The 15,921-nt window shown below is 57.9% G+C and carries 16 protein-coding genes; 6 read left to right on the top strand and 10 right to left on the bottom strand.

The genetic code is table 11. From position 1 onward, the window contains the following. Positions 1-27: 27 nt before the first annotated feature. From AC0WRY_RS35550 to AC0WRY_RS35530, 5 genes are all read right to left on the bottom strand, one after another. Entirely contained in the window at positions 28-432 is a 405-nt protein-coding gene (locus AC0WRY_RS35550; RefSeq protein ID WP_128929630.1) for an acetyl-CoA carboxylase biotin carboxyl carrier protein, read from the bottom strand. After that, positions 429-599 carry a biotin carboxylase N-terminal domain-containing protein gene (locus AC0WRY_RS35545; RefSeq protein WP_164933826.1) on the bottom strand — a complete coding sequence of 57 codons (171 nt, stop codon included), beginning with the start codon at positions 597-599 and terminating at the stop codon, positions 429-431. The genes AC0WRY_RS35550 and AC0WRY_RS35545 overlap by 4 nt, the downstream gene beginning before the upstream one ends. A 4-nt stretch (positions 600-603) precedes the next feature. After that, entirely contained in the window at positions 604-1,017 is a 414-nt protein-coding gene (locus AC0WRY_RS35540) for an acetyl-CoA carboxylase biotin carboxyl carrier protein (RefSeq protein WP_128929632.1), read from the bottom strand. A 205-nt stretch (positions 1,018-1,222) separates the two neighbouring features. Continuing rightward, the gene (locus AC0WRY_RS35535) at positions 1,223-2,728 is read right to left on the bottom strand and encodes an argininosuccinate lyase (protein WP_128929633.1); all 1,506 of its coding nucleotides are present in this window, start codon (positions 2,726-2,728) and stop codon (positions 1,223-1,225) included. A 242-nt stretch (positions 2,729-2,970) separates the two neighbouring features. After that, positions 2,971-4,263, bottom strand: coding sequence for an aspartate aminotransferase type Ic (locus tag AC0WRY_RS35530; protein ID WP_128929634.1), 1,293 nt, complete (start codon positions 4,261-4,263; stop codon positions 2,971-2,973). An 848-nt stretch (positions 4,264-5,111) separates the two neighbouring features. Here AC0WRY_RS35530 and AC0WRY_RS35525 point away from each other — a divergent pair. The 4 genes from AC0WRY_RS35525 to AC0WRY_RS35510 all read left to right on the top strand — a co-directional run bounded on the left by AC0WRY_RS35525 (position 5,112) and on the right by AC0WRY_RS35510 (position 7,212). Continuing rightward, on the top strand, positions 5,112-5,438 hold the full coding sequence (locus tag AC0WRY_RS35525) for a type 2 periplasmic-binding domain-containing protein (RefSeq protein WP_128929635.1): 327 nt from the start codon (positions 5,112-5,114) through the stop codon (positions 5,436-5,438). 145 nt (positions 5,439-5,583) lie between these two features. Next, on the top strand, positions 5,584-5,940 hold the full coding sequence (locus AC0WRY_RS35520) for an extracellular solute-binding protein (protein ID WP_128929636.1): 357 nt from the start codon (positions 5,584-5,586) through the stop codon (positions 5,938-5,940). A gap of 272 nt (positions 5,941-6,212) precedes the next feature. After that, positions 6,213-7,076 carry an asparaginase gene (locus AC0WRY_RS35515; RefSeq protein WP_128929637.1) on the top strand — a complete coding sequence of 288 codons (864 nt, stop codon included), beginning with the start codon at positions 6,213-6,215 and terminating at the stop codon, positions 7,074-7,076. Beyond that, complete coding sequence (locus AC0WRY_RS35510; RefSeq protein WP_371746378.1) at positions 6,988-7,212, top strand: hypothetical protein; 225 nt, start codon at positions 6,988-6,990, stop codon at positions 7,210-7,212. The genes AC0WRY_RS35515 and AC0WRY_RS35510 overlap by 89 nt, the downstream gene beginning before the upstream one ends. Before the next feature lie 521 nt (positions 7,213-7,733). On the opposite strand, the gene AC0WRY_RS35505 is transcribed toward AC0WRY_RS35510, so the two are convergent. The 5 genes from AC0WRY_RS35505 to AC0WRY_RS35485 all read right to left on the bottom strand — a co-directional run bounded on the left by AC0WRY_RS35505 (position 7,734) and on the right by AC0WRY_RS35485 (position 13,998). Then, positions 7,734-8,462: a class I SAM-dependent methyltransferase gene (locus tag AC0WRY_RS35505; RefSeq protein ID WP_128929638.1), complete on the bottom strand. Its 729-nt coding sequence runs from the start codon at positions 8,460-8,462 to the stop codon at positions 7,734-7,736. Positions 8,463-9,259: 797 nt separating this feature from the next. Beyond that, positions 9,260-10,189: an alpha/beta hydrolase gene (locus tag AC0WRY_RS35500; RefSeq protein ID WP_206733167.1), complete on the bottom strand. Its 930-nt coding sequence runs from the start codon at positions 10,187-10,189 to the stop codon at positions 9,260-9,262. After that, positions 10,186-11,526 carry an MFS transporter gene (locus AC0WRY_RS35495; RefSeq protein WP_164933839.1) on the bottom strand — a complete coding sequence of 447 codons (1,341 nt, stop codon included), beginning with the start codon at positions 11,524-11,526 and terminating at the stop codon, positions 10,186-10,188. The genes AC0WRY_RS35500 and AC0WRY_RS35495 overlap by 4 nt, the downstream gene beginning before the upstream one ends. A 114-nt stretch (positions 11,527-11,640) precedes the next feature. Then, a complete protein-coding gene (locus AC0WRY_RS35490; RefSeq protein WP_128929640.1) occupies positions 11,641-13,263 on the bottom strand; it encodes an FAD-dependent monooxygenase in 1,623 nt (540 codons plus the stop codon). 42 nt (positions 13,264-13,305) lie between these two features. After that, positions 13,306-13,998 carry a GntR family transcriptional regulator gene (locus AC0WRY_RS35485; RefSeq protein ID WP_128929641.1) on the bottom strand — a complete coding sequence of 231 codons (693 nt, stop codon included), beginning with the start codon at positions 13,996-13,998 and terminating at the stop codon, positions 13,306-13,308. A 93-nt stretch (positions 13,999-14,091) separates the two neighbouring features. Between AC0WRY_RS35485 and AC0WRY_RS35480 the strand changes: the two genes are divergently transcribed. Together AC0WRY_RS35480 and AC0WRY_RS35475 are read left to right on the top strand one after the other, a co-directional pair. Continuing rightward, positions 14,092-14,871, top strand: a complete 780-nt coding sequence (locus AC0WRY_RS35480; RefSeq protein WP_128929642.1) for an SDR family oxidoreductase — start codon at positions 14,092-14,094, stop codon at positions 14,869-14,871. 27 nt (positions 14,872-14,898) lie between these two features. Further along, positions 14,899-15,843 carry a VOC family protein gene (locus AC0WRY_RS35475; RefSeq protein WP_128955087.1) on the top strand — a complete coding sequence of 315 codons (945 nt, stop codon included), beginning with the start codon at positions 14,899-14,901 and terminating at the stop codon, positions 15,841-15,843. Positions 15,844-15,921: the final 78 nt, after the last annotated feature.

The following is a 15,921-nucleotide window of genomic DNA, read 5'->3' as shown; positions in this document are numbered from 1 at the left end:
TGCGCCGATGCCGTTCGTAGATGCCGCCTACTCCACGTCTACCGGAAGGATCTCGAACAAGGGCGCGCCGTAACTAACCGCGGCGCCTTCTTCGATAAGAATTGTGACCAACCGCCCCCGCTGCGGCGTTCTGATCGGGATTAGAATCAAATCATCCTGTAGGTAGCCGAGGATATCATCCGAGTTTAAAGACGAGCCCATCGGCACCGCCGCTGAAGCCGCCGCGGGATGCCTTGGTAAGAATCTTCCCGGCCCAACCGCGCGAACAACAATATTTGCCGTAGCCGGCGGCGCCGCTCGCACCTTCTCGTCGGTCGTCGCCGCAAGCTCAATGTTTATAAACTCGCCGCCTTCCTCATATTCCAGCCGGATCAAGCCATGGCGCCTCATGATGGCAGTCAATTGCGGAATGTAATCGCAAAGACCCGTCATGATGCCACCGCAGAAGTGGCTCTCTTCAGCCTCAGCCCAGCGGCCAACCAATTCTTCAGAAACCGGATGTCCGCGCTGCCGGCTTTGAACGCTTCAATGGCACCGCAGGCGCGCTCCATTCTAACGGCTATTTCCCCACGGTTGGCGATCAGCACCTTGTCAAACATTTGCTCACTCGAGAACGAGAAGAGTGTCACCCGCGCAAACCACCTGGCCGTCGTCGGGTAGGATTGCTCGCACCGTCCCCGCTCTGTCAGCTTCGACACGGAACAGTGTTTTCATGGACTCTACGACAGCAACGATCTGCCCCTTGGTGATTGTCTGCCCTACTTCAACCGCAGGAGAACCACCCTGGACATCCGAGCGATAAAACACTCCGTCGGTCAAAGCTCGTATCTTATGACCTTCTTGATTCGAACCGAGACTGTCAGCTTTTTGCAGTGACAGCGGCGCGCTGGTGAAAGCGGATGTCACTTCAGCGGCGGCGATCAGCAGCAGCCGAATGTCCCCTCTTTTCAGCTCAATCTTCTGCAAATTGAGCTCAGCCGCCTTCCGGCAAAAAACTTCGATCTGCTTCAGGTCCATGAAGGCCGCGGTCTCCCGAAGAACGAACTAATCGGCAACCGAAGACGGGGCTGACAGCATCAAACTGCGCCGGGCCGTTTGCGCCGATCGCGAGACAATGAGCACGACGCCCATAACAGTCAAGCACAATGTATTCTATTGCGGCCCTTTTGGATACATCATCATGTTGCGATAGATGCTGGCCGGACATATCGACCACCCAATGTTACTCAAGGATGGCATTCACGGCTTCATCAAGAGCTTTAGCGGCGCGTTCGCGAACACAACGCAGCTTTTCCTGCTGCTCCGCATCTCTGGTCTGGCTCTCGCGAGCGAGCTTTATCTGCGCGCACACATTGGCGGGCGCCGGGCTGCCGTAAGTCGAACGTCGGCCAACGAAAGCGAGTGGACTAAGGCTTTCCCGAAACAGTTGGGGGTCAAGGCTTGGTGCAGGAAAACCGAGCTGATTTGCTGCTGCATCCAAGTCGGCACTTGTCACCGTGTTTGGCATCATTCCGCAATTGAAACAGTGCGCCACGAATCCGGCGACCAATTCATGCGCTTTACGCCACCCCAACGCAGTCTCGCGCGCTATGGCCGCAGCAAGGTCCGTTGCGGTGCACCAGTTGGCACCCGCCAAATAGCTCATTCTCGCGACATCAAAGCGCACATCGCCCACAAGGCGCGACAGAGTATCCAGTCGTGCGGGAATCATTTCACCAATGGCCTTGAGCTGACTGTCCGTATTGACCCGCTCCATGGTGGTAAAACCAGTAGGTCCGCGTTCGGACATGCTTACAGCCAGGAAGGCCGATGATGCTTGCGTCGCCAAACTCTTGATGTCCTCCAGCCCATCAGGATTTTTCTTCTGCGGCATGATCGAGCTAGTACCACACAGATAATCCGGCAATTCGACATAGCCATATTCAAATGTCGACCATAACTGCAGATCATCGGCCAAGCGAGCGAGCGAATGCGTTAAACCTGCCATGAGACCGGCATATTCGATCTCCATGTCGTGGCTGATGATCGCATCGAAAGTGTTGGGCAAGGGCCCATCGAAGCCGAGGAGCTCTGACGAGCGCCGACGATCGATCGGAAAATCGCTCCCAGTCATGATGGCAGCGCCAGCAGGCGACTGATTGATGCGAGCATGAGCTTCTTGATATCGCTGCTGATGCCGGGCTGCGACCAGTTCAAACATCAGAGCCCAATGCGCCAGTGTTGTTGGCTGGGCGTGCTGGCCATGCGTGTTGCCCGCCATGACGGTCTCGATGTGTTTCGACGCCAATTCTATGAGAGAATGGCGCAGCTTCATCATGCCATCCAAGGCTGAACAGATCTGAGCCGCAAACGCCCTCCTTCGAGAAACGGCATTCAGATCTCCCGAACTGCGCCCGGTGGCGATCTGCCCACCAATTTCACTGCCATAAAGCTTTGTTAGATATCGTTCGCCCGCGTGCAGGCCCGAGTTCATCTTAGAATGAACATTTAGAACACCTTCTGCCTCCATCTGTCGCAGGCCGGCTAGAAGTTGCTGTCCGATTTTACGCTTAATTGCGCCCCCTTCGGTTAGCGCAACTAGATGGGCCTTGTCGAACGCATGAATATGCGGAGCCGTTATCGCATCGAACCGAGACTTGTAGTTGTCAAGATAATCTAGAGGAACTTGCTTCAAACGCGCTCCGGGGTTGGCGGCGCTGCGATAAGTTTGCGGAGCGTGGGTTTCCATTTAAGGATCTGCCTTAGCTTCGGGCCCGAACGAGCCGGTTTGCCGGCCACCGACACAACCAAGCAAGCCTGATGTATGCATATTAATTATACTGTATCCAGTCGCGCTGCCTGTCAATAACATGACACTGGGCGTGGCCGATAGCCTCCGGCGAAGCGGACGAAAAATCGATGGCGAGGTGGCCGCTGAGGTGACGGGTCAGAAGACAAATGGCTTGAGACGAGTTGTGCTGCGTGTTCACTTCAGTCATTGTCATTGATGCCAAGCTGCTTCTCGACTGCCGCCAGCAGAATTGAGATTGCAATTGCCTCAGCTGCAATCCGCACGTCTTCCAACGATGCAAAACTTGGCGCAATGCGGATATTGCTGTCCTTGGGATCATGCCCGTTTGGAAAAGTCGATCCTGCTGCAGTGAGAGAGATTCCCGCGTCGCCCGCCAGCCTGACAGCTCGTTGCGCTGCGCCTGCAATAGTATCGACGCTGATGAAATAACCGCCCTCAGGCCGAGTCCAGACGGCAGCACCTTTGCCTGCGAGACGTCTTTCGAACGCTTGGAGCACTGCGGAAAACTTGGGAGCAAGAATAGCGCGGTGTCTTTTCATGTGTCGTGTCACGCCCCCTGCGTCCTTGAGGAAACGCGCGTGACGAAGTTGATTAAGCTTGTCTTGACCAGCTCCACGCCGCTTGGCGCAGTCAAGAAACCAACGAACGTTCGCGGGAGAAGCTGCGAAGAAGCCGATACCGGCTGTGGCGAAGGTAATCTTTGAGGTAGACCAGAACATAAGCGGTCGATCCGCATTCCCGGCGGCCGCGCAAGCAGGCAAGATCCGTTTAGCTGGCTTGCTGTTATCGGCTAAGTGATGGACGACATACGCATCGTCCCAGAAGAGCCGAAAATCTGTGGCCGCAGCCTCCATCGCAGCCAGTCGATCAATTACTTCATCGGACCATATTTCGCCCGTCGGATTGGCATAAGTCGGCACGCACCACATGCCCTTCACACGTGGATCCCGCACATGATGCTCCACCACCTTCATGTCTGGCCCCTTGGGCGTGACAGGGACCGGAATCAGATCGATGCCATACTCGATGCACATGTTATGATGCAGTTCATAACCAGGCACGGGGCTAAGGAACGCGATTCTTCCCTGTTTCATCCAAGGGGTCGCAATTGCTGTCACACCCTTTAGAAGAGCCCACACAATTACATCATGCATGATCGCAAGGCTGGAGTTACCTCCTACCACGACTTGCTCCACTGGAACGTCTAGGATGGGAGCGAATATGCGGCGGAGTTCGACAAGTCCCTTCGGATCGCCCCCGTAATTTCGTGCATCGTCCCCAGCTTCCGTGATCCAATCATCGGGTTTCGGTAGCGAAAGCAGTTCGTTCGACAGATCGAGCTGCTCTTCTCCCGGGCGCCCGCGCGCGATGTTCAGCTTCAATTTGCGCGCGCGAATAGCATCGTATTCCGCCCTCACGTGGCGGAGCATCTGCTGAAGTTCGTCGGCGCTCATCTCGGCAAGCCGCATCATGATCCTCTCTCGCACCTGGCGAAGATGAGGCCTGTGGGACGATCCGATCCCGAGGTCTTGCATCATCGCACGTACGGCTTAGCTCTTCGCACTAATGCCATTTCGACGCCTGAGCCGATCTACTGCTCGCCTCTTGGCCATCATCGCGTGGTCTCATCCAGTTGCAGGCGAAACCCAGATCGCGCGTCACCACCAACATGGTCACGCGCTTGTTCCTCCGCATGGTCCATCCGTCGCCTCAGGCCAAAACGCAGCACTTCTGGTCGTGGCGGAGACACGGAGTTTCGGGAAGCACCCAGTTGCTCCAGCCGGCCCACAGCCGCCGCATCTTGCCGGAATTCCACCTGGAGGATTCGATCTCAGAAGCTCGGCAAAGCTGTTGATTATACACTTGACGGTGTTTGGATACGAAAATAGCGTCTGGTAGTCAAGCAGCGCTGGCGACCGCGAAGCGGAATGCCAGACTTGCGCGCCAACAGCAAGAAACCCGGAGAAGGTTGGCGATGGCAGCTCCCGTAACACGGCAACTCACAAAAATCTGCGCCTCACGGCGGCACCTTCGTCGCACTGCCCAAGCAGCTTTGGGAAGAAGCGATTTACCGCGCGACCCCTTCTCTTGCCGCGGTCTCCGCTTGGCTTCTGCTGGTCGTGCGCTCTGTGATGCTTATCGCTCACGTGACCGCAACGAGAGCCAACGCGACAGTGGTAAGGGCAATCAGGAATTCTAGGAACGCCATGAACAGAAGGACGTTTTTAAAATGGACGGCGCGCGCAACTGCCTCGTTGGCCGCGCCCACAGTCTGGAGTCCGGCGCACAGACATTATACGTTGCGGATACCGGAGGAGCGATGACTGAAGTCAATCGTGAGCTTCTCTATGGGCCATTTGAGAAAGCCACAGGAATCCAGGTCGTCCCCGTAATCCGTAGCGCTAGTCCGACCACCCAGATCAAATCGATGGTAGAGACCAAGAACTACATGTGGGACTGTGTTTTCGGGGCCGGCGCCGATGAGTCGCTGCAGTGGCAGCAGGCGGATTTGCTAGAACCGCTCAACGTGAGTGGCGAATTCGTCGATCAGATTCCCGAGGAGATGCGGCACAATCCAAGCTTTATGCCAGATATATCTCTGCCATTGCTCTGGTATGCCTTCCCTCTGCCACCAAGAAGGAGCTGACGTCTTTCGCCGACATGTGGGACTTTTCGATCCCAGGAGCTCGTTCACTTCGCAATGGCGGCCGCGACGACAGCGAAGTTGCCTTGCGGGCTGACGGGGTGCCCGGAGGCGAGGAGATCTACAAGGTTCTTGAGACTGACGACGGCTGGAAGCGCGCCTTCAACAAACTCGACAAGATCAGAAGATAGTGACTTGGTGGACGACTCCGCCACAAGGCGCTCAGCTGTTCCACAGTGGCGAGATCGATATTATGCCAACTTTTTCGAACCGGGCCTATCAATTGATCGCGCAAGGGGATGGGCTGGCGATTTGCTGGAATCAGGCATTTTACAACTCTTATGGCTGGGTCATCCCGAAAGGTAATCCCAAAGCCGAGCTGACTCGACGTCTCATCGTTTTCTCGCTGGAACCAGAGAGTCAGGCAGCTCGTTGCGCCAAGATCGGTGCCGGACCGTCTAATGTGAACGCATATCAGTTTATGAGCAAAGACGTCAGTCGATAATGTCCACCTATCCTGACAATCTGAAGCAAATGGTGCCGGTCGACAACGAATCTTGGAGCAAGAACCTTGCCGAAGGCGAGGAACGATTCAGGCAGTGGATACTCCAGTGAGCTGGCGTAACTTCGGAGCAGGCTCTTACAGGCCGGCAGTGCCGAAGGGCGTCAGAAGAGTGACCATGGTTCAGAAGGCATGGACGCAGCTACCCTGGCTTGGACCCTCCACAATCATCGGAGAAAAAGCATCCCTTTCCCCCGCAAACAGCTGAGGCGAGCATGTCACTACCATTAGTATATGTATTGACGACTGGCGGCACGATCGCGGGCAAGGGCGACTCGTCGGTTCGCCCTGCCGACTACGAGGTCGGTCTTCTTACCGGCAATGACCTCGTTCAGGCCATCCCCGAACTCGCTCAGTTAGCGGACACACGGGTCATCGAGATTGCGAACATTGGCAGTCAAGACATTTCGTTCGGTCATTGGAAAAAGTTAGCTGAGACTGCAAACGGTCTTCTCAGTTCTAAAGAAGAGAACATTGCGGGCATTGTGGTTACCCACGGAACCGATACCCTGGAGGAGACAGCCTACTTTCTGAATTTAACGATGAAATCGGACAAGCCGGTGGTCCTGGTCGGATCGCAGCGTCCCCCAACTGCAATGAGTACGGATGGACCCTACAATCTCTACAGTGCAGTTCGCGTTGCCATTCAGCCAGAGGCGGCAGGCAAGGGAACTCTGGTGGTCATGAACGAGCAGATCAACGCTGCTCGCGAGGTTGTCAAGACCAGCACCTTCCGGCTAGAGGCCTTTAAGTCGGGAGACTTTGGCCTTCTAGGCTATGTCGATACGGATAGGATTGTTTTCTATCGGGCACCTGTCCGTCGTCATGGCAACAACTCTGAATTTGATATCAAGAACATCAACGAGTTGCCGACGGTGCATATTGTTTACTCCTACGCCGATGCACCGGGAACACCGATCCGGGATGCTCTCGCTTCGGGCGCGAAAGGAGTTGTCATTGCCGGCGCGGGTGCCGGGACCCTATCCCAAAATGAGAAGGCGGCCGTCGCGGCTTATCGTAAGACAGGTGGTGAAGCCATCATCATGCGTTCCAGCCGCACTGAACGGGCGCGTCATTGAACGCGACCACTACCTAGAGCTTGGCGTCCTCAACGCAGACAATTTAAGTCCGCAAAAGGCTCGCATCCTCCTTGCGTTGGCCCTAACCAGGACCAACAAGCCGCATGAGATAAAGCGAATCTTCTCCGAGTATTGACCGACATGGACGAGTGCGCATGTCCTAGATGGCTACCTTGTCCCTCTGCGACGCGCCAGTGCGCTCATCGGATGAAGGGGACGGGTGGTGCATCATTCATGAGGGTGCTGAGACGTTCCTTGAAGCAGGCAACGTCGCACGGCACTTCTGGCGGTCATCTCAACGACCAGCATTCCCGACCACCCGCTTCATTCCAAGCCGACGGCGCAACAGCCCAATATTAGGAGGCATCCGCGCATGCTTCGCATCCCAAACGGCTTTCTCGCCATCCCAAATCCTGGGCGAGAGGCATCCCCGGCGACGGGGGTCTTTCTGTTGTGGCTTCGCGAGGTCCTGGCCGAGAGTTCTTTGGCCGCAGTCGAAAATCGCTGAAAGACCCGACCCGCCGGCTGGTCCGCCTGGTCAATATGGCGATATCTGCATAATGCGCATGGCCAAGGGCTTTGAGAAGATTACTGATTGACTCGATGCAGTCATTGACAACAAGCGCGCCGAACGACCCGAACAATTGACTTTGGGTGCTACCGTTGCGCGGAAACCAGAAGCATCATCGGTCGCTCCAACTCTTCTTCCAGCTCTGGCGTTTGTGTGATCTGCTCGGGGGACGGGGCAAACTCTTCGACGGCTAAGATCCGGAAGCCAGCACGGATCAAGGTGTTAAGCGTCGTGCCGATGGTCCGGTGATATTTGATTACGCCTTTCGCAAACCAGTCAGTCTGGCGCTCACCCTCGATCGAATAGCAATTGACTGGCCAAGTCTTGCGCCCGTCCTCGTCGGCGATCCAATGCGGATGGACCGCTGCCATAAAGATCGGATGCTCGATGGTGAATACGATATGCCCGCCGGGCGTGAGCGCTTGGTGGACCATGCGCGCGAGACGGCTGAAGTCCCTGATATAGTGAAAGGTGAGTGCACTATAAGCGAGATCGAAGGCTGCCGGCGGCAACTCCACTGTCTCCAGGTCTGCAATCCGGTATTTAATTTCTGGATCGTTGGTATCCGCCTTTGCCCGGCTGATCATGTTTTCGGAGAGGTCCAGGCCGAGCACCGAGTTTGCGCCTTGCTTGCGCATCCAGCGCGACGTCCAACCAAGGCCGCACCCCAAATCGAGGACGCGCTTGCCGAAAATCGCTGGCAAAATCGCGCGTATGGAGGGCCATTCAGGCGCACCGTCCAGACCGCGAATTTGTCTCGGAAGCTGGCTGTAACCGGCGAAGAAATCGGGATTGTCGTAGATATTCTGTGCCATGGTGTTCTCTTGTCCGGCGTAATGGGATTCGGATCATACGACAGACCGAGATTCCTTTTGTTCCCCTTTCGTCGCGTTTACGGCGCGAATTGGTTTCAACCAATTCTCACTATTTGGGGCAGTGGCGGCGGCGAGCTTCCCCTTGAACCCAGCGATGCGGGGCTCAATCTAGACCTAGGGGATGCAGCCGACACTCTGCACGCCCAAAGCGGCTGGAAGAAACGTCGGATGATGCCGGGATTATTGGGCGTCAAAAAGAACAGAGCGACTTGGAGACTCTAGACCCCATCCCGGACGCTCTATTGCCCGTCGCCAATGAGGTTTGGCAAAAGCAAAATCTGTCTCGCCTTCTCATTGCTGACTTTGTCGCCCCGGAAACGGGAGAGGTCTGCCTTACGTAAATGACGCGGTTCAAACGCTTCCAACCATTCTGCCGCCTGACATCACTCCGGAGTATTACCGTCGTCTCCAAGGGCCGCTCAACAGGAACTATCAGGACAACCGAGGCACGGCTCGTATTACTCTTCATAGCGCAAGTGTTACTCAGTAAGGCTCTAGGTAAGCCGCTTGGAAAGAGAGCTCTGGTGGGCATCACCAAAGGACCGGGTATCTCAACAGAGCGCCGTCAATTCAGATGAAGCTTGCTTTGGACTACGTGGTCATAGAGCGCTTTCGTGGAGCGGCCTGGAAGTCGCCGCCCCGTTCGCTTTCGGCTTCGCAATTCAGCGATGGCCCCCCTGACATCGCAATGCGGGACTGAGGCCGGCGTTCGGATCCGAATTGCAGTTCTCCATGGATCATTGGACTCTCGGCAGAGACTTCGCGAAATCGAGCACCCGTCCGCTTACGCTGGTATCCACCGTATTGTACGAGCTGAATTGAGAGATATGCCCATGGCCCAACAACCGGAGTAGCAGGGGGCAATGGGACGCCCGCAGCGCCAAGGTGGCGAATAGTTCTCCGGCTTGCACCTGCATCGGAACCGGATCGTATTCCGCGTAGGTGATCAAGGTCGGCACGTCCGGGGCATCTATCAGACGGGTCGTCGACATCTCCAAATATCGGGCAGTCTCCTCGCCGAAATAGGCCTGATTGCGCAGGTCGGGAGAAGGTATACCGAAAGCCGCAGCCGCGACGCGTTCGAGAGCGACGTTGTAAGACCCGGACTGCAGAACCACGCCGGCCGCTCGGAGAGGTCGCCCCTTGTGGAAGGTGGAGACGAAGGAAGCGAGAGCGACGTGCGCGGCTCCCGCCGATTCTCCGAGCAGACATATTCGTCTCGGATCTCCTCCATGATCTTGCGCATTCTCCTGGGCCCACCTCAAGGCAGCAATCACGTCGCGTGCCCCAGACGGCCACTTGCATTCCGGGGCAAGGCCATAGTTCGCGATGAAGGCCGTGACCCCGTTGCGGGCAAAGAAGTAACCCACATTGCTCCTATCGGACTTGTCGCCGCGACTGTAGCCGCCACCGTGGAAGAACAGCACCACAGGCACCGAACCCGATGTCGCAACCGGCCGATAGACGTCCAACGACTGCCTGGTCCCGTTTCCGTAGCGGATGTTGGGAATGACGTCGACTCCGTCGGTCGGCTGGTGAGCCAGGATGTCTGCGTAGATCCGCGCGGTTCCGGGCGGATCTATCACCGGCCCCAAGGCTCTTATTCTTTCTGCTATCTCGTTCGGCGGCGAAGACATCCAGCGATTGTTTTCGAATGGAGCGGTCATGCCTCCCCCTTTGCCCTTTCATCCAAAGTCCAGCCTCCGAACCTCTGCCGGCAGGCGTACGTCAGCACGCCAGCTATCAGGACGCCGAATACGAGAGGCAACGCGGCGGTTTCGAAGAAAGCGGTACCGGAGAGTTGCTTGGACATCAGGAAGCCTCCGAACAGAGGGCCTCCGATCGCTCCGAGGCGGCCGATCGCCATTCCCCACCCGACGCAGTTCGACCGGATGGTGGTTGGATATAACATTCCGAAAGCCGAGTTGATCGCGGATTGGGTACCGGCAACGCATATGCCGGTCACAAGAACCAACCACGGCAGGACTCCGCGATCGACGAACGGCTGGCCGATGAGCGCCATCGAGGGGATCGCGACGATGTAGAAAGCGACGATGACGAGAAAACCATAGCGATTGAACCCCACCGTAAGCATGAAGCTTCCGATCAATCCTCCGAGACCGAACAGGGTCGCCGTGAGCGCGGCGGCTTCGGGTGAAAGTCCGATGTCACGCAAGACCGTCGGAGCCCAGCTCGCCATCAGAAGGGTCGTGAACAAATTGACCACCGCGAGTAGCCAGAGGAGCGGTGTGATGATGTGCATGCCGTTTCGAAGCGGCACGAGCGGGGACAAGGCTCCCCTCGAGCCCGTGGACTTCAAGGCGAAAACCGCGTCGTCCGGAAGGTGGCCCCTCGGGTCGAGAGCCCTGGCGATCCTGAGAAGCTCCGCTCGCTTCGATGGAACGAGCGACAGGTACTTGATGGACTCGGGCAGTACGAAAACGAGCACCGTCGCCAGCACCACCGGAGCGGCGCCTCCTATATGGAAAAGTACTTCCCAGCCGTAGCGGGAGACCAGATACGCGGCGACGAGGCCGGGTACTATGCCTCCGATCTGCACGCCGAGCTGTACGACTATGAGGAAGGCACCGCGGACGCGGCGTGGAATGAACTCCGATACGAGCGCGGTCGCGTTAGGGATGATCCCGGCAAGGCCGACTCCCGCGACGAAACGAAGAGCGCAGAACTGCGCGACGGAAGCGGCCAGCACGGTCGAGCACGTGGCTAGGCCGAAAAGCAATGTCGACAGAACGATCAGAGGCTTCCTGCCAAAACGGTCGCCGAGATAGCCGGCTATCGGAGTGCCGATCAGCATTCCGACCAGGCTGGAGCTCAGGATGACGCCCATCGCGCTCCGATCGAAGTTCAATATCTTGATGATCTCGGGGGCGGCATAGCCCATTACGACAAGATCGAAACCATCTGCGATCGTGACCAGCAGTGGCCAAAGCACGACATTGAGGTGGAAGGCGCCGATCGATCGGCCTTCCACGAATTCGTCCAAGTCGATCCTGCGGCCGTCCGGTCGGCTATCGACCGGAGCGGACCCATCGAACGGAACGACGACTTGTCCTCCGATTCCCATATTCCCTCCCGCTTTTTCGTTCGTTTTGGTTCGTCAAGCTCCGCGCACCCGGTCGATCACAGCCGTCGGATCCTCCGGTGGAGCGTTTCCGTGCCATGCGATGTGCTGGTCGGGCCTGACCAGAACGAGTTTGGATTGGTAGGGCTGGCCAGGAGCGGGACAACGGACCACCGACAGCGGGAGCCTCCGCAGCTTCGCGGCCTCGAGCAACGCCTCGAGAGGTTCTCCGCTTTCGAAATCGACAAGGGTGTAGTCTCGACCCAACAGATCGTAGAAGCCGCGTCCGGGCGACGGCCAGAAGTGGGGCGAACGCGCTCCCGGAAAGTCGGCGGGCTTGTAGTTGCTCCATGTGTCCGGAGGCGCGGCAGTGCCATTGGCACAAACGATGGGGGAGGATTCGTACCGCTCGCCCAACTGCAGTCCGGACGTGTCGTATTCGTCGAGATCGTCTACGACCACGAAATCCCCGAACGTCTTCCGGGCACGCGCACCGGCCTCGCCTTCATCCTCGATGGTCGGCGGGATCAGCCACTTGCCTTTCCGTTTCGAGCAGTGGATGCCGATCTTCGAGTTCCTCAAACCGATGGATCTCCGCTCGGCCTCGTACGAATCCAGGAGGTTGGGACCGGCCCACCCCGAGTATGCTGCCGCAAGCTTCCAAGTCAGGTTCAGGACATCTCCGATGCCCGTGTTCATGCCGAAGCCACCTAGAGGTGTGTAGAGGTGCGCCGCGTCGCCAACGAGGAAAGCGGGACCTGCCCGGTATGCCGCGGCAACCAAAGACAAACCGCCGGTCCACGGCCCCTCCGCGAGGATTTCGTACGGAAGGTCTTTGCCGAATATCGACCGCATCACCTCGTCGCTGCGGACCTGCTCCCAGCCGAGGCCTTCCGGAACCTGATAATGAATGATCCAGCGCTCGCGGCCGTCCTGGGCAAAAACGAACGCGCGGAGGTCGTGATTTATGATCCAGGTGATGGTCGCCGGCGCACGCCTGCTCTCCTCCAGCAGAGTCGGGGCCCGAACGAAATACGTGATCATGGTGCCGGAGACGAACGCATTGTCGATGCGCCCGTCGTCGCCCGCCATGGAAATGTTGAAGTGACGACGAACCGGACTCCGAGCCCCATCGGCACCGATGACGTACCGAGACCGGATTCGTTTGCGCACTCCCGTGCGCACGTCTTCGACCGTTGCGATCGGAGCGCCGTCCTCCCCACCGAGCGCGACCAGGCGTGTACCGAAGCGCACGTCGACCGACTCCGAGGCCTCGGCATGTCGGCGCAGCAGCGGCTCCAGAAAGAGCTGGGAGATGGACAGGCCGGACTCCGGTCCGAGCTGCCCTTCACTAAGGCGCGTCTTCAGCAGATCGATGTTACCGAATTCGTGGCCGCAGAAGCGCGTGACGAAGGCTACGCGCGGATGCATTTTGGCAAGCGGCGCCGCCGCGCGAACTTCCTCCGCCAGTCCGAGACGACGGAAATGCTCCATAGTGCGTGCATTCACGAAATTGCAGCGGGGCTGGGTCGCCGTCTCGAGGTTTTCCGTAATCAGAATGCAAGGTACCCCCCTCTGCGCGAGATCGATCGCGGATGTCAGCCCGACGGGTCCTCCGCCTACGATAAGAACGAACGTTTCCTCGAAATCGCCTGTCATTTCCTCTCTCTTCGGCTTCTTGTTTGTTTTTAGGAACGCTGCCTAGCAAGGCGTTCGCGTCACGACACCGGGCTGGGCTTTTCCCTGCAACAGCAGTTGCTGCCGGCAGAGTTCGGCGGTCTCGCTGAAGTGTCGTGTCAGCAGGACGACCGCCTCGTCCGGACGGTGCGCGAGCACCGCGTCGGCGATCATCTTGTGGTCGGCGGTGCGGGCTCCGCCGACGTGTGCGGCGCGAGACATGAACCGATACCTGTCGGCGCTGTCGAACAACTGATCGCAATACGCCAGAATGCGCGGCGCGCGGCACGCGGAGAGAAGCGTGGCGTGGAAGACACGATGCGCGCGCTCCCATTCCGGGTCAACGGAAGCCGGCGTAAACGGAATGCGGGACAGCCGGTGCCATGAGAGCAGGACCTGCTCCTCCCACTCGGCCCCACCGTACTCGAACGATTTTCTGAGAGCGAACTCGTTGAGCACGATCCTGGTCTGCAAGAGGTCGTCCAAATCCTCGATGCTCAACGGCGCGACGGAAAAGCCGCGCTGGTCGGAATGCATGATGAGGCCGTCTTTGGCCGCCCGGGTCAGAGCCTCGCGCATCGGAGCTGCGCTGACCCCATAACGTTCGCACAGCGAGCGGATCTTCAGCTTTTGGCCGAAGGAAAACATCCCTCCGATCACGTCCATACGGAGCTTCTGGTAGGCGGCCGTTGCGAGCGTCTCTGATGCGTCCGACAAACTACCCCTCCTGAAATAGAAATTTCTTGCCTTGACGTATGATAATCTTTATTTAAGTCGGGCAAGTCAAATAATATATTGTTTGGAGCCGAAATGGACCTCGGTTTGGCGGCTAAACGGGCCCTCGTATGCGCGTCCTCTAAGGGGTTGGGTTTTGCATGCGCGACTTCGCTCGCCCGCGAGGGCTGCGAAATCACACTGAACGGCCGGGATGAGGAGCGCCTTCGCCTGGCCGCAAAGTCCATCGAGGCCCTCGCGGGTAAGCCAGTGGCGTTCGTCCAGGCGGACATCGCGGAAGAATCGGGTCGCCAAACGGTTATCGAGGCCTGTCCCGAACCCGACATCCTCATCAACAACAATCACGGGCCGGCGCCCGGAAATTTCCTCGAGTTCGGCCGCACGGAGTGGTTGGAGGCGATCGAGCAGAACATGCTCGCGCCCCTTCACTTCGTAAAAACCTTTCTTCCTGGAATGCGGGACCGGAAGTTCGGGCGGATCATCAATATCACGTCTGCCATGGTGAAGGCGCCGCATCCCAAGATGGAACTCTCGTCAGGCGCGCGCGCCGGGCTCACGGCGGCCTGCAAGTCGCTTGCCCGGCAATACGCCGCCTACAACGTCACCATCAACAACATGCTGCCCGAGCGCATCGATACCGATCGTCAGCGCTTCATGGCGGAAAGGATGATGTCGGAGCTGGGAATATCGCTTGAAGAGGCACGCACCAGGATCGCCGACTCGCTTCCGGCGAAGCGATTCGGAAAGCCAGAAGAATTCGGGGATGCCTGTGCCTACCTCTGCAGCGTACAGGCGGGCTTCATCACCGGCCAGAATCTTCAACTGGACGGCGGCTCCTACCCCGGCCTGATTTGAACGAAAACCAATACAAGGGAGGACTTGATGGCGATACCGCGACCCGTATTTCGTCCACCGTTCAACATGACCCGAGCAAGCCATGTCGTGCTCGCGGTGAAAGACCTGAAAGAGAGCAAGCGCTTCTACGTCGACGCGCTCGGATTCGTAGTCAGCAGCGAAGACGAAAACCGCCTCTACCTCCGAGGACTCGAAGAAGGTTGCCATCATTCCCTCGTTCTGGAACAGGGCGGCAAGCCGAGCGCGCAACACATTGGCTTTCGCGTTCTGACCGAAGAGGATTTGGATGCTGCAGAAGCTTTCTTCCGGGATCTAGGTCATCGTCCGACCTGGGTCGAGGTACCTCATCAGGCTCGTACGCTGCGTGTTTCCGACGCCGCGGGTGTTCCTCTCGATATTTGCGCCTCCATGGAAACGAGGCCTCGTCTGATCTTGCAATCCAGCCGTTTTAGCGGCGCCTGTCCGCAGCGGCTCGACCATTTTCAGATTTTGACACCACACGTGGACCGGGCGCTCGAATTCTACACTCGTCTCGGATTCAGACTGTCGGAGTACATTACGCAGGACGGATCGGAAGAACCGAGCTTCGTTTTCCTGCAGAGAAAGGGCAATCCGCACGACATAGTGTTCGCCCCAGGTCCGGGCCCAGGACCTCTCCTTCATCACGCCGCCTTCACCATCCCGGAGACCTACCATCTCATGTTCATCTGCGATCTGCTCGCCGAGATGGGCTTCGGTAGGTCGGTGGAGTACGGCCCGGCGCGCCATTTCGCTCCCGGATATGCCCGCTTCGTTTATCTCCGCGACCCGGACGGACACCGCATCGAACTGTTCAACACTCACTACCAGACGATCGACATCGAGGACGAACCGCTCAAATGGGAGATGGCGAAGGTATTGGCCGGTGGATGGGGCCCCCCTCCTCCCCAATCGTGGATGACCGAGGCAGCTCCGTTCGGCGCGGCAGAATAGTCCGGCCAAACTGGCTGCGGCAGAGGGCCACCGGCTATTCCGAATAGTACCTCTAGAAGAGGCGCACCCGGGTGGAAT

It is taken from the genome of Bradyrhizobium sp. T-12, assembly GCF_058314695.1.
The sequence above is the reverse complement of the archived record's forward strand: the minus strand, read 5'-3'. Positions and strand labels throughout refer to the sequence as shown.

Bases quoted from the DNA above. Each gene is read 5' to 3' on its own strand.
- AC0WRY_RS35515 (WP_128929637.1), top strand. From the start codon at position 6,213: ATGTCACTACCATTAGTATATGTATTGACGACTGGCGGCACGATCGCG.
- AC0WRY_RS35540 (WP_128929632.1), bottom strand. From the start codon at position 1,017: ATGGACCTGAAGCAGATCGAAGTTTTTTGCCGGAAGGCGGCTGAGCTC.
- AC0WRY_RS35475 (WP_128955087.1), top strand. From the start codon at position 14,899: ATGGCGATACCGCGACCCGTATTTCGTCCACCGTTCAACATGACCCGA.
- AC0WRY_RS35550 (WP_128929630.1), bottom strand. From the start codon at position 432: ATGACGGGTCTTTGCGATTACATTCCGCAATTGACTGCCATCATGAGG.
- AC0WRY_RS35545 (WP_164933826.1), bottom strand. From the start codon at position 599: ATGTTTGACAAGGTGCTGATCGCCAACCGTGGGGAAATAGCCGTTAGA.
- AC0WRY_RS35530 (WP_128929634.1), bottom strand. From the start codon at position 4,263: ATGATGCGGCTTGCCGAGATGAGCGCCGACGAACTTCAGCAGATGCTC.
- AC0WRY_RS35525 (WP_128929635.1), top strand. From the start codon at position 5,112: ATGACTGAAGTCAATCGTGAGCTTCTCTATGGGCCATTTGAGAAAGCC.
- AC0WRY_RS35535 (WP_128929633.1), bottom strand. From the start codon at position 2,728: ATGGAAACCCACGCTCCGCAAACTTATCGCAGCGCCGCCAACCCCGGA.
- AC0WRY_RS35490 (WP_128929640.1), bottom strand. From the start codon at position 13,263: ATGACAGGCGATTTCGAGGAAACGTTCGTTCTTATCGTAGGCGGAGGA.
- AC0WRY_RS35500 (WP_206733167.1), bottom strand. From the start codon at position 10,189: ATGACCGCTCCATTCGAAAACAATCGCTGGATGTCTTCGCCGCCGAAC.
- AC0WRY_RS35505 (WP_128929638.1), bottom strand. From the start codon at position 8,462: ATGGCACAGAATATCTACGACAATCCCGATTTCTTCGCCGGTTACAGC.
- AC0WRY_RS35510 (WP_371746378.1), top strand. From the start codon at position 6,988: ATGAGAAGGCGGCCGTCGCGGCTTATCGTAAGACAGGTGGTGAAGCCA.
- AC0WRY_RS35480 (WP_128929642.1), top strand. From the start codon at position 14,092: ATGGACCTCGGTTTGGCGGCTAAACGGGCCCTCGTATGCGCGTCCTCT.